We start from the raw sequence: 15,912 nt of genomic DNA, 5'->3' as shown, positions 1-15,912 counted from the left end.
GTTATTATTGCCTTTTTGTATATTTGGACAGGAAGAGTATTTTGACTACTAACACTCATACTCTGCAGATTGAAGAGATTTTAGAGCTTCTGCCGCACCGTTTTCCGTTTTTACTGGTCGATCGCGTGCTGGACTTTGAAGAAGGTCGTTTTCTGCGTGCGGTGAAAAATGTCTCCGTCAACGAGCCGTTTTTCCAGGGGCATTTCCCGGGCAAACCGATTTTGCCAGGCGTGCTGATTCTGGAAGCGATGGCGCAGGCAACCGGTATTCTGGCGTTTAAAAGCGTTGGTAAACTGGAACCTGGCGAACTGTATTATTTCGCGGGTATTGATGAAGCGCGCTTTAAGCGTCCGGTGGTGCCAGGCGATCAGATGATCATGGAAGTCACTTTCGAGAAAACGCGCCGTGGCCTGACCCGCTTTAAAGGGGTTGCGCTGGTCGACGGTAAAGTTGTGTGCGAAGCAACCATGATGTGTGCTCGTAGCCGGGAGGCCTGATTCGTGATTGATAAATCCGCCTTTATTCATCCTACCGCCATTGTGGAAGACGGCGCTGTAATTGGCGCTAATGCCCACATTGGTCCCTTTTGTATTGTTGGGCCGCAGGTCGAAATTGGTGAGGGAACCGTACTGAAGTCTCATGTGGTCGTAAATGGTCAAACCAAAATCGGCCGCGACAACGAGATTTATCAGTTTGCCTCCATCGGTGAAGTGAACCAGGATCTGAAATATGCGGGTGAGCCAACCCGTGTGGAAATTGGCGATCGTAACCGCATCCGCGAAAGCGTCACCATTCATCGTGGCACAGTGCAGGGCGGTGGGTTGACGAAGGTGGGTAGCGATAACCTGCTGATGATCAATGCGCATGTCGCACATGATTGTACGGTAGGTAATCGCTGCATCCTCGCCAACAACGCCACGCTGGCGGGGCACGTATCAGTCGATGATTTTGCGATTATCGGCGGTATGACGGCAGTTCATCAATTCTGCATTATCGGTGCGCATGTGATGGTCGGCGGCTGCTCCGGCGTGGCGCAGGATGTCCCTCCGTATGTGATTGCGCAGGGTAACCATGCGACGCCGTTCGGGGTAAATATCGAAGGGCTGAAGCGTCGCGGCTTTAGCCGTGAAGGGCTGGTGGCGATTCGTAATGCCTACAAACTGTTGTACCGCAGTGGTAAAACGCTCGACGAAGCGAAGCTGGAAATCGCTGAACTTGCTGAAAAGCATCCGGAAGTGAAGGCGTTTACCGAGTTCTTTGAGCGTTCAACGCGCGGTCCGATTCGTTAATGGCGGCACAGCGTCCTTTAACGATTGCCCTGGTCGCCGGTGAAACGTCCGGCGATATTCTTGGCGCAGGCTTAATTCGTGCGCTGAAAGCGCGCGTACCCAACGCCCGTTTTGTGGGCGTTGCGGGGCCGCGTATGCAGGCCGAAGGGTGTGAAGCCTGGTACGAAATGGAAGAGCTGGCGGTCATGGGCATTGTTGAAGTGCTCGGACGTTTACGCCGTTTGTTGCATATCCGCGCCGATCTGACCCGCCGTTTTACCGAACTCAAGCCCGATGTCTTTGTCGGGATTGATGCCCCTGATTTCAATATTACCCTCGAAGGTAATCTGAAAAAGCAAGGGATTAAGACTATTCATTATGTCAGCCCGTCCGTTTGGGCCTGGCGACAGAAACGCGTTTTCAAAATAGGCAGATCCACCCATATGGTGCTGGCTTTTCTGCCTTTCGAAAAAGCGTTTTACGATAAATTTAACGTCCCGTGCCGCTTTATCGGTCACACCATGGCGGATGCCATGCCGCTGGACCCGGATAAAAATGCGGCGCGCGACGTGCTGGGTATCCCGCATGACGCCCATTGTCTGGCGCTACTGCCAGGCAGCCGTGGCGCGGAAGTGGAAATGCTCAGCGCCGACTTCCTGAAAACCGCACAATTGCTGCGACAGCGCTATCCCGATCTGGAAGTGGTCGTGCCGCTGGTGAACGCGAAACGCCGCGAGCAGTTTGAAAAAATTAAATCGGAGGTTGCGCCGGATCTCGCCGTTCATTTGCTGGACGGCATGGCGCGCGAGGCGATGATCGCCAGCGACGCGGCGTTGCTGGCCTCAGGCACGGCGGCACTGGAGTGTATGCTGGCAAAATGCCCGATGGTAGTGGGGTATCGTATGAAGCCCTTCACTTTCTGGCTGGCGAAACGTCTGGTGAAAACGGAGTATGTGTCTTTGCCTAACCTGCTGGCGGGAAGAGAATTAGTCAAAGAGCTGTTGCAGGAAGAGTGCGAACCGCAAAAACTCGCCGAAGCGCTGTTGCCGCTACTGGCGAACGGTAAAACCAGCCATGCGATGCACGACACCTTCCGTGAATTGCATCAGCAGATCCGCTGTAATGCCGATGAGCAGGCGGCAGATGCCGTCCTGGAGTTAGCACAATGATCGAATTTGTTTATCCACACACCCATTTAGTGGCGGGTGTGGATGAAGTGGGCCGTGGCCCGCTGGTGGGCGCCGTAGTGACCGCCGCCGTGATCCTCGATCCGGCTCGTCCGATCGTCGGTCTGAATGATTCCAAAAAATTGTCTGAAAAGCGTCGTCTGTCATTGTATGACGAGATTAAAGAAAAGGCGTTAAGCTGGAGTCTGGGACGCGCGGAAGCGCATGAAATTGATGAGCTGAATATTTTGCACGCCACCATGCTCGCCATGCAGCGCGCTGTCGCTGGTCTGCATATTGCGCCAGAATATGTGCTGATCGACGGCAATCGCTGTCCGGAGCTGCCTGTGCCGTCAATGGCCGTGGTGAAAGGCGACAGCCGCGTGGCGGAGATTAGCGCGGCGTCTATTCTGGCGAAAGTCACCCGCGACGCAGAAATGGCGGCGCTGGATATCGTTTTTCCTCAGTATGGCTTTGCGCAGCACAAAGGCTATCCAACCGCTTTTCATCTGGAAAAGTTGGCACAGTATGGCGCGACGGCGCACCACCGACGCAGTTTTGCGCCTGTTAAACGCGCTCTGGGACTTGTGTCCTGACTCTTGTATCGAGAAATCTGAAGATGTCTGAACCACGTTTCGTTCACCTGCGGGTGCACAGCGACTACTCTATGATCGATGGGCTGGCGAAGACTGGGCCGCTGGTGAAAAAGGCGGCCTCATTAGGTATGCCTGCGCTGGCGATCACCGATTTTACCAACCTCTGCGGTCTGGTGAAGTTCTACGGAGCGGGTCATGGCGCGGGCATTAAACCCATCGTCGGGGCGGACTTTAACGTTCACAACGAACTGCTGGGAGATGAGCTGACTCATCTGACGGTACTGGCGGCGAATAATATGGGATACCAGAACTTGACGTTGCTGATCTCGAAAGCGTATCAGCGCGGCTACGGCGCGGCAGGCCCGATTATCGAGCGCGACTGGCTGGTAGAGCTTAAAGAAGGTTTGATCCTGCTTTCCGGCGGGCGCATGGGCGACGTAGGCCGCTGTCTGCTACGCGGCAACCAGGCGCTGGTGGAGGAGTGCGTTGCTTTCTATGAAACGCATTTTCCCGATCGCTACTTTCTGGAACTGATCCGTACCGGCAGACAGGACGAAGAGACCTATCTCCATGCTGCGGTTGAACTGGCTGAGGCACGTGGTTTGCCGGTTGTCGCGACAAACGATGTCCGTTTCCTTGAAAGCGATGATTTTGACGCCCATGAGATTCGTGTCGCGATCCACGACGGTTTCACGCTCGACGATCCTAAACGTCCACGCAATTATTCACCGCAGCAGTATATGCGCAGTGAAGAAGAAATGTGCGAGCTGTTCTCCGATATTCCGGAGGCGCTGGAAAATACGGTGGAGATTGCCAAACGCTGCAACGTAACGGTGCGTCTGGGTGAATATTTCCTGCCGCAGTTCCCGACCGGCGATATGACCACCGAAGATTATCTGGTCAAAAAATCGAAAGAGGGGCTGGAAGAGCGTCTGGCTTTCCTGTTTCCGGACGAAGAAGAGCGCAAAAAGCGTCGCCCGGAATATGACGAGCGTCTGGATATTGAACTACAGGTTATCAACCAGATGGGGTTCCCTGGCTACTTCCTCATCGTGATGGAGTTTATCCAGTGGTCAAAAGATAACGGCGTGCCGGTAGGGCCGGGACGTGGTTCCGGGGCTGGTTCGCTGGTGGCCTACGCGCTGAAAATTACCGACCTTGATCCGCTGGAATTTGACCTGCTGTTCGAACGTTTCCTGAACCCGGAACGTGTCTCTATGCCTGACTTCGACGTTGACTTCTGTATGGAGAAACGCGACCAGGTGATTGAGCACGTCGCAGACATGTACGGGCGCGATGCGGTATCGCAGATTATCACCTTCGGTACGATGGCGGCGAAAGCCGTTATCCGCGATGTGGGCCGCGTGCTGGGGCATCCGTACGGTTTTGTCGATCGTATCTCGAAGCTGGTGCCGCCCGATCCGGGCATGACGCTGGCAAAAGCCTTTGAAGCGGAACCGCAACTGCCGGAAATTTACGAGGCGGACGAAGAGGTCAGAGCGCTGATCGATATGGCGCGTAAGCTTGAAGGCGTCACGCGTAACGCCGGTAAGCACGCTGGCGGCGTGGTCATCGCGCCGACCAAAATTACCGACTTTGCGCCGCTGTACTGCGATGAAGAGGGCAAGCATCCGGTTACCCAGTTTGATAAAAGCGACGTGGAATATGCCGGGCTGGTGAAGTTCGACTTCCTCGGTTTGCGTACGCTGACCATCATCAACTGGGCGCTGGAGATGATCAACAAGCGGCGCGAGAAAAACGGCGAGCCGCCGCTGGATATCGCCGCCATTCCGCTGGACGATAAAAAAAGCTTCGACATGCTGCAGCGCTCGGAAACCACGGCGGTCTTCCAGCTTGAATCGCGCGGTATGAAAGACCTGATCAAGCGTCTGCAACCTGACTGCTTCGAAGATATGATCGCGCTGGTGGCCCTGTTCCGTCCCGGCCCGTTGCAGTCAGGGATGGTAGATAACTTCATCGACCGTAAGCACGGTCGTGAAGAACTCTCTTACCCGGACGTTCAGTGGCAGCATGAAAGCCTGAAGCCGGTACTGGAGCCGACCTACGGCATCATTCTGTATCAGGAACAGGTGATGCAGATTGCCCAGGTACTTTCCGGGTATACTCTCGGCGGCGCGGATATGCTGCGTCGTGCGATGGGTAAGAAAAAGCCGGAGGAGATGGCCAAACAGCGTTCCGTTTTTGAAGAGGGCGCGAAAAAGAACGGTATCGACGGCGAACTGGCGATGAAAATCTTTGATCTGGTGGAGAAATTCGCCGGTTACGGGTTTAACAAATCGCACTCCGCCGCTTATGCGCTGGTTTCTTACCAGACGCTATGGCTAAAGGCGCACTATCCGGCAGAGTTTATGGCGGCGGTGATGACTGCCGATATGGATAACACTGAGAAGGTCGTCGGCCTGGTGGACGAGTGCTGGCGGATGGGACTGAAAATTCTGCCGCCGGATATTAACTCCGGATTGTACCATTTCCACGTTAACGATGAGGGCGAGATCGTCTACGGCATCGGCGCGATCAAAGGCGTCGGCGAAGGGCCGATCGAAGCGATCATCGACGCGCGTAATCAGGGCGGCTATTTCCGCGAACTGTTTGATCTGTGCGCGCGTACCGACACGAAAAAGCTCAACCGCCGGGTGCTGGAAAAGCTGATCATGTCCGGGGCGTTCGACCGCCTGGGGCCGCACCGCGCCGCGCTGATGAACTCATTGGGCGATGCGCTGAAAGCTGCCGACCAGCACGCCAAAGCGGAAGCTATCGGTCAGGCGGATATGTTCGGCGTACTGGCGGAAGAGCCGGAGCAAATTGAGCAATCCTATGCCAGCTGCCAGCCGTGGCCGGAGCAGGTGGTGTTAGATGGGGAACGTGAAACGTTGGGGCTGTACCTGACGGGCCACCCCATCAATCAGTATTTAAAAGAAATTGAGCGCTATGTCGGCGGGGTAAGGCTCAAAGACATGCATCCGACAGAACGTGGTAAAGTCACCACGGCTGCGGGGCTCGTGATTGCCGCAAGGGTTATGGTCACCAAGCGCGGCAATCGTATCGGCATCTGTACGCTGGATGACCGTTCCGGGCGTCTGGAAGTGATGTTATTTACCGACGCGCTGGATAAATACCAGCAGTTGCTGGAAAAAGACCGCATACTTATCGTCAGCGGACAGGTCAGCTTTGATGACTTCAGCGGGGGGCTTAAAATGACCGCCCGCGAAGTGATGGATATTGACGAAGCTCGCGAAAAATACGCTCGCGGGCTTGCTATCTCGCTGACGGACAGGCAAATTGATGACCAGCTTTTAAACCGACTCCGTCAGTCTCTGGAACCCCACCGCTCGGGGACCATTCCAGTACATCTCTACTATCAGAGGGCGGATGCGCGTGCGCGGCTGCGTTTTGGCGCAACGTGGCGTGTCTCTCCGAGCGATCGTTTACTTAACGATCTGCGTGGCCTCATTGGTTCGGAGCAGGTGGAACTGGAGTTTGACTAATACAGGAATACTATGAGTCTGAATTTCCTTGATTTTGAACAGCCGATAGCAGAGCTGGAAGCGAAAATCGATTCTCTGACTGCGGTAAGCCGCCAGGATGAGAAACTGGATATTAATATCGATGAAGAAGTCCATCGCCTGCGCGAAAAAAGCGTAGAACTGACGCGCAAAATCTTCGCCGATCTCGGCGCATGGCAGGTAGCCCAACTGGCGCGCCATCCGCAGCGTCCGTACACCCTGGATTATGTCCGTCTGGCGTTTGATGAGTTTGATGAGCTGGCGGGCGATCGCGCCTATGCTGATGACAAAGCCATCGTCGGCGGTATCGCGCGTCTGGAAGGGCGGCCGGTGATGATCATTGGTCATCAGAAAGGTCGTGAAACCAAAGAAAAAATTCGTCGTAACTTTGGCATGCCAGCGCCGGAAGGCTACCGCAAAGCGCTGCGCCTGATGGAAATGGCTGAACGCTTCAACATGCCGATTATCACCTTCATCGACACCCCGGGCGCTTACCCTGGCGTGGGCGCGGAAGAGCGTGGTCAGTCTGAAGCTATCGCCCGCAACCTGCGTGAGATGTCTCGTCTGAACGTACCTGTCATCTGCACCGTGATTGGCGAAGGCGGCTCCGGCGGCGCATTGGCGATTGGCGTGGGTGATAAAGTGAATATGCTGCAATACAGCACCTATTCCGTTATCTCCCCGGAAGGTTGCGCCTCTATTTTGTGGAAGAGCGCCGACAAAGCGCCATTGGCTGCTGAAGCGATGGGCATCATCGCGCCGCGTCTGAAAGAGCTGAAGCTAATCGATTCCATCATTCCGGAGCCGCTGGGCGGCGCGCACCGTAATCCGGAAGCGATGGCGGCGTCGCTAAAAGCGCAGCTGCTGGAAGATTTAGCCGATCTCGATGTGTTAAGCACCGATGATTTAAAAAACCGTCGTTACCAGCGTTTGATGAGCTACGGTTACGCCTAATCATTTACCTCATTTTTCCCCAAGAGGCCGGATAATCCGGCCTCTTTTTTTTGGGCGAGGAAAAATGAGACGCCGATGAGTTGATGTGATTAAACGCAACGGCATGTTCTCCCTGACACTGTATCAACTGCCAGGCGTGTGGCCAGGGCAGGCAGTGAACTACCCTTCAAGGAGAAAATTATGGGATTGCAAAAAACACTGGCGCTCAGCGCCGTAGCGGCAGGGATCATGTTGAGCTTATCCGGTGCGCAGGCCGCGCCGCTGCTTAGCAGTAGTGAGCCAATGACCATTAACGCCAGCGATCTGGCGGCGAAAGAGAAAGCGCTAACGGATTTTCCGTTAATGGAGGCCGTGAAATCCTCTATTCAGACGTTGGATAACAGCGCGGTCGAACAAATCGAACCGGGGCGCGCCGCTAACCCGGCAAACGTAAAACGCGTTGAAAGTATTCTGAAAGAGGCCGACTGGGATTATCTGTTCCCGATGCGCGCGCCGGAATACACTTACTCTAACTTCCTGAAAGCGATAGGTAAATTCCCGGCGGTTTGTGGTACCTACACCGATGGACGCGATAGCGACGCTATCTGCCGTAAAACCCTGGCTACTATGTTTGCGCATTTTGCCCAGGAGACGGGCGGTCACGAAAGCTGGCGTGACATTCCGGAATGGCGTCAGGCGCTGGTCTATCTGCGCGAAGTCGGCTGGACAGAAGGGCAGAAAGGCGGCTACAACGGCGAATGTAACCCGGATGTATGGCAGGGCCAGACCTGGCCGTGCGGTAAAGATAAGGACGGCGATTTCCTCAGCTATTTTGGTCGCGGGGCAAAACAGCTTTCTTATAACTACAACTATGGGCCTTTCTCTGACGCGATGTATGGCGACGTTCGCCCTCTGCTGGATAAACCCGAGCTGGTGGCGGATACCTGGATGAACCTGGCGAGCGCCGTCTTCTTCTTTGTGTATCCGCAGCCGCCGAAGCCGTCTATGCTACATGTGATTGACGGTACCTGGCAGCCAAACGATCGCGATAAAGCAAACGGCCTGGTATCAGGTTTCGGCGTCACTATTCAGATCATCAATGGCGGCGTGGAGTGCGGCGGCGCAGATGAGAATGCGCAGTCGCTTAACCGTATCGCCTACTACAAAGAGTTTGCCAACTACCTGAAAGTGCCGGTGCCGGCTGACGAAGTGTTGGGCTGTAAAAAGATGAAGCAGTTCGATGAAGGCGGCGCTGGCGCGTTACCGATCTATTGGGAACAAGACTGGGGCTGGAGCGCCGATACTGCGGACGGTAAAACCTATTCCTGCCAGTTAGTTGGATATCAGACGCCGTATACCGCCTTTAAAGAGGGCGACTACACGAAATGTGTACAGCATTATTTCAACGTTAATGTCGTCGATGATAACGGAACGACTGAACCTGATGTCACGCCAACTCCGGCGCCAGTGACGGATGAAAACGTGGCGCCAGTCGCGCGCATTGCCGGGCCGGTCGGGGCGGTGGAAGCCGGTAGCCAGGTTTCACTCAGCGCGGAAGGATCGACCGACGCGAATGGCGACAAGCTCACCTATACCTGGATGTCGCAGGATGGCAAAACGCTGAGCGGTCAGGATAAAGCCGTTGTGATTTTCAACGCGCCGGATGTCACTCAGAACACCCAGTATGTGGTGAATCTGACCGTTAGCGACGGTACGCTCTCCAGTACAGCGGTTTATACGCTGAATGTGAAAGCGAAGGCCGCCGCTGCGGATGACGAAGATAAGACCACCAGCTACCCTGCCTGGAGCAGCAGCCAGAAATGGAATCCGGGCGACATCGTCAACAGTAATGGCGCATTGTACCAGTGCAAACCGTTCCCGGAAGGCTCATGGTGTAATGTTGCGCCTGCCTACTATGAGCCCGGCGTAGGGATTGCCTGGGCCGATGCATGGAACGCATTGTAATAAGATAAATCCTGTCGGTGCTTTGCATCGGCAGGATTGTTACTATGCTTATCTCAGGTTTTTTCAGGAGAAAGCATGAACATCATCGCCATTATGGGGCCGCACGGGGTTTATTATAAAGATGAACCCATCAAGGAGCTTGAGCGTGCATTACAATCCCTGGGATTTCAAATTATCTGGCCGCAAAATAGCGTTGACTTGTTGAAGTTTATTGAACATAACCCGCGCATCTGCGGCGTTATTTTTGACTGGGATGAATACAGTCTCGACCTTTGTAGCGAAATCAACCAGCTAAATGAATACCTTCCTCTCTACGCCTTTATCAATACCAACTCCACGCTGGACGTTAGCGTTCACGATATGCGCATGGCGCTGTGGTTTTTTGAGTATGCGTTGGGGCTGGCTGAAGATATCGCGACGCGCATTCATCAATATACAAACGAATATCTCGATAATATTACGCCGCCGTTTACCAAAGCGCTGTTTACCTACGCCAAAGAAGGAAAATATACCTTTTGTACACCGGGTCATATGGCGGGAACGGCGTATCAGAAAAGCCCGCCAGGCTGTCTGTTTTATGACTTTTTTGGCGGCAATACCTTAAAGGCCGATGTGTCGATTTCGGTGACTGAACTGGGATCGCTGCTGGATCACACCGGGCCGCATCTGGAAGCGGAAGAGTATATCGCCCGTACTTTTGGCGCCGAGCAGAGTTATATGGTGACGAACGGTACGTCGACCTCGAATAAAATTGTCGGTATGTATGCCGCGCCTGCGGGAAGTACGCTACTTATTGATCGTAATTGCCATAAATCGCTGGCGCATTTGCTGATGATGAGCGATGTGGTGCCTCTCTGGTTGAAGCCGACGCGCAATGCGCTCGGTATTCTCGGCGGTATTCCTAAGCGTGAATTTACCCGCGACAGCATTGCGCGTAAGGTGGCGGAAACCGCGCAGGCGCAATGGCCGGTTCATGCGGTTATCACCAATTCGACTTACGATGGTCTGCTGTATAACACTAACTGGATCAAGCAGATGCTGGACGTTCCCTCGATCCATTTTGATTCCGCCTGGGTACCCTATACCCATTTCCATCCGATCTACCAGGGGAAAAGCGGGATGAGCGGCGATCGGGTGCCCGGAAAAGTGATTTTCGAAACGCAATCCACCCATAAAATGCTGGCGGCTTTTTCGCAGGCGTCGCTTATTCATATCAAAGGGGAATATGACGAAGAGACGTTTAACGAAGCGTTTATGATGCACACTTCCACATCGCCGAGCTATCCCATTGTCGCCTCTATCGAGACCGCGGCGGCGATGCTGCGCGGCAATCCAGGGAAAAGATTGATTAATCGTTCGGTGGAACGGGCGCTCCATTTTCGTAAAGAGGTACAGCGGCTACGTGAAGAGTCCGATAGTTGGTTCTTTGATATCTGGCAGCCGGAAGAGGTTGATGAGGCCGAATGCTGGCCGGTCACGCCGGGAGAAACCTGGCATGGCTTCACCGATGCCGATGACGATCATATGTTCCTCGATCCGGTTAAGGTGACAATCCTGACGCCGGGGATGGATGAACAGGGCAACATGAGCGAAGAGGGGATACCCGCCGCGCTGGTGGCGAAGTTCCTCGATGAGCGAGGCGTGGTGGTGGAAAAAACCGGGCCGTATAATCTGCTGTTTTTGTTCAGCATAGGGATTGATAAGACCCGTGCGATGGGGCTGCTGCGCGGACTGACGGAATTTAAACGGGCCTATGATCTTAACCTGCGCGTCAAAAATATGTTGCCGGATCTGTATGCGGAAGATCCGGATTTTTATCGCAATATGCGCATTCAGGATCTGGCGCAGGGGATCCATAAACTGATCCGCCAGCACGATCTTCCGGGGTTGATGCTGCGGGCGTTCGAGGTTTTACCGGAGATGATCATGACCCCGCACCAGGCCTGGCAGCGTCAGATCAAAGGCGAGGTGGAAACCGTGGCGCTCGATCAACTGCCAGGGCGCGTTTCCGCGAATATGCTCCTGCCTTATCCGCCAGGCGTTCCGCTGTTGATGCCCGGCGAGAGGATTACGCAACAGAGTCGGGCCGTGCTCGATTTTCTGCTGATGCTCTGCTCGATTGGCCAGCATTATCCCGGTTTTGAAACGGATATTCACGGCGCGAAACGGAATGAAGACGGGGTGTACCAGGTACGAGTCTTAAAACACGCCTGCTAGCTTGCCTGACGGGAATGTGACGAGTAACGTACTGATAATCAATAAAGGAGACGCTATGCTGGGATTAAAACAGGTTCATCACATCGCGATCATTGCGACAGACTATGCGGTGAGCAAGGCGTTTTATTGCGATATTCTGGGGTTCGATCTGCTAAGCGAAGTCTGGCGGGAAGAGCGTGACTCGTGGAAGGGCGATTTGGCGCTAAACGGGCAGTATGTGATTGAGCTTTTCTCTTTTCCCTTCCCTCCGGCGCGTCCAAGCCGACCTGAAGCCTGTGGCCTGCGCCATCTGGCTTTCAGCGTGGAAAATGTGGAAAACGCCGTTGCGCATCTGGAAAAGCATCAGGTTAAGTGCGAACCGATACGCATCGATCCGTATACCGGGAAGCGCTTTACTTTTTTCAACGATCCGGACGGTTTACCGCTTGAGCTGTATGAGCAGTAAGGCTTGTCATTAAGACGCTCGCCAGGTAACGTTGCCGGGCTAAGTCACTATAAGCATGGATCATGACCACTCTCACGTTGAATACCTCGTTACTCTCTTCTTGCCGTATTCTGGCTGCCTTTAGCGGCGGCCTGGATTCTACGGTGCTTCTGCATCAACTGGTGTTGTGGCGAGAACGCCATCCTGACGTCACGCTGCGTGCTATCCATATTCATCACGGTTTAAGCCCTCATGCTGATAGCTGGGTGCGGCATTGCGAAACCGTATGCGAACGCTGGCAGGTTCCGCTGGTAGTGGAGCGGGTGACGCTGGCAGATAATGGCCTGGGTATCGAGGCCCATGCGCGTGAAGCGCGCTACCGGGCGTTCGCACAGACGCTATTGCCTGGCGAAGTGCTGGCAACCGCGCAGCACCTTGACGATCAGTGTGAAACATTCCTGCTGGCGTTAAAGCGCGGCAGCGGTCCGGCCGGACTTTCCGCGATGGGAGAACGCTCGCCTTTTGCCGGAACTCTGCTTCTTCGTCCGCTGTTGAGAGAAACGCGGAAGACGCTGGAACAGTGGGCTGTGCGTCATGGCTTATGCTGGATTGAAGATGAAAGCAATCAGGATGACGCCTACGATCGCAATTTTTTACGCCTGCGCGCGCTTCCGCTCTTACAGCAGCGCTGGCCGCATTTTCCTGCGGCGGTAGCCCGTAGCGCGACGCTCTGCGCCGAGCAAGAAAGGCTGCTGGATGAGCTTCTGGCCAGCGATCTTACGGACTGTATCACGGCGGAGGGAACATTGCGGCTCTCTCCATTAATGTCGATGAGCGATGTACGGCGGGCAGCGATTTTGCGTCGCTGGCTGGCGATGCGTAATGCGCCGATGCCCTCTCGCGACGCGCTGGAACGTATCTGGCAGGAGGTGGCGCTGGCGCGCGACGATGCCTCTCCCTGTTTACGTTTTGGCGATCACGAGATTCGCCGTTATCAGTCGCAACTGTGGTGGATTAAATCCGTGGCCGGACAACACGAAACGACGGTCGCCTGGCCCGTCTGGCAAACACCGCTGGCGCTGCCTGCCGGCTTAGGGACGGTACAGCTCGTTCCTGGCGGCGAACTGCGCCGACCGCGAGAGGAAGAATCCATCAGCATTCGGTTTAAAGCGCCAGGCGTATTACATATTGTCGGGCGTAACGGTGGACGTAAGTTAAAGAAAATCTGGCAGGAGCAGGGGATCCCGCCCTGGCGACGAGATACCACGCCGTTGTTGTTTTACGGCGAAACGCTGATTGCGGCTGCGGGTGTTTTTGTGACGCGTGAGGGAGCAGCAGAAGATAAAGAAGGGGTGAGTCTGGTTTGGCATGCCTGATGGCGCTGCGCTTATCAGGCCTGCGTATCGCATGGAACGTAGGCCGGATAAGGTGCTTGCACCGCCATCCGGCAACAAAATACTCAGGATTCGCTAACTACCACGGTACCAATTTCCGGGTGGCTGAAACTGGCGATTTTATCGAGACGAAGCTCACAAGACTCGCCGGAAACTTCGGCAAGCAGATATTCTACGCTTTTACGTAAGATTAAATCGTTCGCTTTTGCCTGCAAAACCTCGCCATCTTTTAACGTTAGCGTCAGTATTAAATGATGCATGCAGGCAAGCTCAAGACTATCGTAGTCATCGCAATTAATGGGTTGATACGTTTCATTCATTGACATAATCGCTCACCAGTAAGTTCGCGGCAGCATAAGCTGCCTTTTCCCTGACCGACTCTGAAAGGGCGCTATCTGCCGCCACTTCATTAAGCACTTTCAATACACAACCCAGCGCATCCGGGACATACCCTAAGTCTCCGCTGGCGATTTCCGCATACCGCTTGCGTACTAACTCACAATATTTTTCCACATGCCCTCCTGTCAGCATTCTGACTTAACCGTGGATGCAAGTCTAAGCCTACGAAGTTAAATCTTGTTTAGCAAGGTGACTATACCATACTCATTTGCGCAATATCAGCGCCTGACGCGAGTGGGTAAAAGATTCGTTAACAGCCTTTTAGCGCGGTTTTCGCTACAATGGGCGCCTGATTCGAAAGGAGTTTTCTCATGGCGCTTAAAGCGACAATTTATAAAGCCGTCGTCAATGTGGCTGACCTTGATCGCAACCGGTTTCTGGATGCGGCATTGACGCTGGCGCGTCACCCTTCTGAAACGCAGGAGCGCATGATGCTGCGCCTGTTGGCATGGATAAAATATGCTGATGAACGGTTGCAGTTTACACGCGGGCTCAGCGCGGAAGATGAGCCGGAGGCCTGGCTGCGCAACGATCATCTGGGTATCGATCTCTGGATTGAGCTGGGGCTGCCGGATGAGCGCCGTATTAAGAAAGCCTGTACTCAGGCGAGCGATGTCGCGCTCTTTGCTTATAACTCCCGGGCGGCGCAAATCTGGTGGCAGCAGCATCAAAGCAAGTGCGCGCAGTTCGCTAACCTGTCCGTCTGGTATCTGGATGACGGACAACTGGCGCAGCTCAGTGAATTTGCCGATCGTACCATGACGCTACAGGCGACGATTCAGGACGGCGCAATCTGGCTTTCTGATGCTCGGAATAATCTGGAAATACAGCTAGCCGCCTGGCAACAGCCCTCATGATTGCCATCTCCCGGACGGTCTCCATAGCCGATAATGAGCTGGAAATTACGGCCATTCGCGCGCAGGGCGCGGGTGGTCAGCACGTAAATAAGACCTCTAGCGCGATTCATTTGCGCTTTGACATTCGGGCCTCTGGCCTGCCAGAGTATTATAAACAGCGTTTGCTGACGGCCAGCCACCATCTGATAAGCGATGATGGCGTCATTATCATTAAGGCGCAGGAGTTCCGGAGCCAGGAGCTCAACCGGGAAGCGGCTATCGCCAGGCTGGTTGCCGTCATAAAAGAATTAACCGCGGAGCAGAAAAGCCGTCGCGCAACCCGTCCGACGCGTGCCTCGAAAGAGCGCCGCTTGTCCTCAAAGGCGCAAAAATCTTCTGTAAAGGCGCTTCGCGGCAAAGTTCGTCGTCCACTGGATTGACGGGCAGGAATAGCAATTTCATAAGGATTTTATGGTGAGAACAGCAATATTGTCAGTAGCGGCAGCCTGTACGCTATTTGCATTGATAGGGTGTAATAACCGTGCGGAAGTTGACGCCCTGCAACCTGCGCAGGCGGCGGAATTAAAACCCATGCAGCAAAGCTGGCGCGGCGTGCTGCCCTGTGCGGATTGTGAAGGTATTGAAACGTCACTGTTTCTGGAAAAAGACGGCACATGGGTGATGAACGAGCGCTATCAGGGCGTGCGCGAAGAACCTTCCTCTTTTGCGTCATACGGTACCTGGGCGCGGACGGCGGATAAACTGGTGTTAACCGACAGCAATGGCGAGAAATCGTATTATCGCGCGAAAGGCAATGCGCTGGAGATGCTCGACAGAGAAGGCAATCCGGTGGCTTCGCAGCTTAATTATACGCTGGTGCCTGTTACCGCCAGCCTGCCGGTAACGCCAATGCCGCTACGTGGTATGTATGTATACAGGGCCGACGCGGCGACCTTTACCGATTGTGCGACCGGAAAACGGCTGCCGGTCGCCAGTAACGCCCAGCTTGAGCGCGGCTATCTGGCGGCGAAAGGTGAAGCGGAAAAACCGGTGCTGCTGACGGTAGAAGGGCATTTTGTGTTAGCCGCGAATCCGGACACGGGCGAGCCGGTAAAAACGCTAATAGCTGATAAAAATGTGAAGTTTGCGCCGGGTAAAGATTGCACTCACTAATAAAAGGCCTCGCAGGG

The 15,912-nt window shown here is 54.4% G+C and carries 15 protein-coding genes; 13 read left to right on the top strand and 2 right to left on the bottom strand.

Annotation, left to right across the window (positions count from 1 at the left end; all coding sequences use genetic code 11):
• Positions 1–41: 41 nt before the first annotated feature.
• The 10 genes from fabZ (at position 42) to tilS (ending at position 13,469) form a co-directional block, all read left to right on the top strand.
• Positions 42–497 (top strand): 3-hydroxyacyl-ACP dehydratase FabZ, encoded by a 456-nt coding sequence (gene fabZ, locus HU143_RS17935; protein ID WP_000210741.1) that lies wholly within the window; start codon positions 42–44, stop codon positions 495–497.
• Positions 498–500: 3 nt separating this feature from the next.
• A complete protein-coding gene (gene lpxA / locus HU143_RS17930; RefSeq protein ID WP_000565950.1) occupies positions 501–1,289 on the top strand; it encodes an acyl-ACP--UDP-N-acetylglucosamine O-acyltransferase in 789 nt (262 codons plus the stop codon).
• Complete coding sequence (gene lpxB, locus HU143_RS17925; protein ID WP_023226778.1) at positions 1,289–2,437, top strand: lipid-A-disaccharide synthase; 1,149 nt, start codon at positions 1,289–1,291, stop codon at positions 2,435–2,437. The genes lpxA and lpxB overlap by 1 nt, the downstream gene beginning before the upstream one ends.
• Positions 2,434–3,030 (top strand): ribonuclease HII, encoded by a 597-nt coding sequence (rnhB, locus tag HU143_RS17920; protein WP_000569412.1) that lies wholly within the window; start codon positions 2,434–2,436, stop codon positions 3,028–3,030. Before lpxB ends, rnhB begins: the two co-directional genes overlap by 4 nt.
• Positions 3,031–3,053: 23 nt before the next feature.
• Entirely contained in the window at positions 3,054–6,536 is a 3,483-nt protein-coding gene (gene dnaE, locus HU143_RS17915; protein ID WP_023226779.1) for a DNA polymerase III subunit alpha, read from the top strand.
• A gap of 12 nt (positions 6,537–6,548) precedes the next feature.
• Positions 6,549–7,508: an acetyl-CoA carboxylase carboxyl transferase subunit alpha gene (gene accA, locus HU143_RS17910; RefSeq protein ID WP_000055753.1), complete on the top strand. Its 960-nt coding sequence runs from the start codon at positions 6,549–6,551 to the stop codon at positions 7,506–7,508.
• Between the two features lie 180 nt (positions 7,509–7,688).
• Positions 7,689–9,452: a chitinase gene (locus HU143_RS17905; RefSeq protein ID WP_000524169.1), complete on the top strand. Its 1,764-nt coding sequence runs from the start codon at positions 7,689–7,691 to the stop codon at positions 9,450–9,452.
• Positions 9,453–9,527: 75 nt separating this feature from the next.
• Entirely contained in the window at positions 9,528–11,669 is a 2,142-nt protein-coding gene (gene ldcC / locus HU143_RS17900; RefSeq protein WP_001021045.1) for a lysine decarboxylase LdcC, read from the top strand.
• Positions 11,670–11,724: 55 nt separating this feature from the next.
• Positions 11,725–12,114 (top strand): VOC family protein, encoded by a 390-nt coding sequence (locus tag HU143_RS17895; RefSeq protein WP_000901088.1) that lies wholly within the window; start codon positions 11,725–11,727, stop codon positions 12,112–12,114.
• Positions 12,115–12,176: 62 nt separating this feature from the next.
• A complete protein-coding gene (gene tilS, locus HU143_RS17890) occupies positions 12,177–13,469 on the top strand; it encodes a tRNA lysidine(34) synthetase TilS (protein ID WP_023226780.1) in 1,293 nt (430 codons plus the stop codon).
• A gap of 83 nt (positions 13,470–13,552) precedes the next feature.
• Here the strand turns inward: tilS and rof are convergent, their stop codons facing one another.
• Together rof and HU143_RS17880 are read right to left on the bottom strand one after the other, a co-directional pair.
• On the bottom strand, positions 13,553–13,813 hold the full coding sequence (gene rof, locus HU143_RS17885) for a Rho-binding antiterminator (protein ID WP_023226781.1): 261 nt from the start codon (positions 13,811–13,813) through the stop codon (positions 13,553–13,555).
• On the bottom strand, positions 13,800–14,000 hold the full coding sequence (locus tag HU143_RS17880) for a YaeP family protein (RefSeq protein WP_001518678.1): 201 nt from the start codon (positions 13,998–14,000) through the stop codon (positions 13,800–13,802). Before HU143_RS17880 ends, rof begins: the two co-directional genes overlap by 14 nt.
• Before the next feature lie 197 nt (positions 14,001–14,197).
• Between HU143_RS17880 and HU143_RS17875 the strand changes: the two genes are divergently transcribed.
• The 3 genes from HU143_RS17875 to nlpE are packed head-to-tail and all read left to right on the top strand — an operon-like array spanning position 14,198 to position 15,895.
• Entirely contained in the window at positions 14,198–14,743 is a 546-nt protein-coding gene (locus HU143_RS17875) for a YaeQ family protein (RefSeq protein WP_001185318.1), read from the top strand.
• The gene (gene arfB / locus HU143_RS17870) at positions 14,740–15,162 is read left to right on the top strand and encodes an alternative ribosome rescue aminoacyl-tRNA hydrolase ArfB (RefSeq protein ID WP_000560527.1); all 423 of its coding nucleotides are present in this window, start codon (positions 14,740–14,742) and stop codon (positions 15,160–15,162) included. Before HU143_RS17875 ends, arfB begins: the two co-directional genes overlap by 4 nt.
• Before the next feature lie 31 nt (positions 15,163–15,193).
• Positions 15,194–15,895, top strand: coding sequence for an envelope stress response activation lipoprotein NlpE (gene nlpE / locus HU143_RS17865; protein ID WP_000252575.1), 702 nt, complete (start codon positions 15,194–15,196; stop codon positions 15,893–15,895).
• The last annotated feature ends 17 nt before the right edge of the window (positions 15,896–15,912 follow it).

This window comes from Salmonella sp. SJTUF14076 (assembly GCF_015534835.1).
Classification (GTDB): Bacteria; Pseudomonadota; Gammaproteobacteria; order Enterobacterales; family Enterobacteriaceae; genus Salmonella; species Salmonella enterica.
This window is presented reverse-complemented; position numbering and strand designations above follow the sequence as displayed.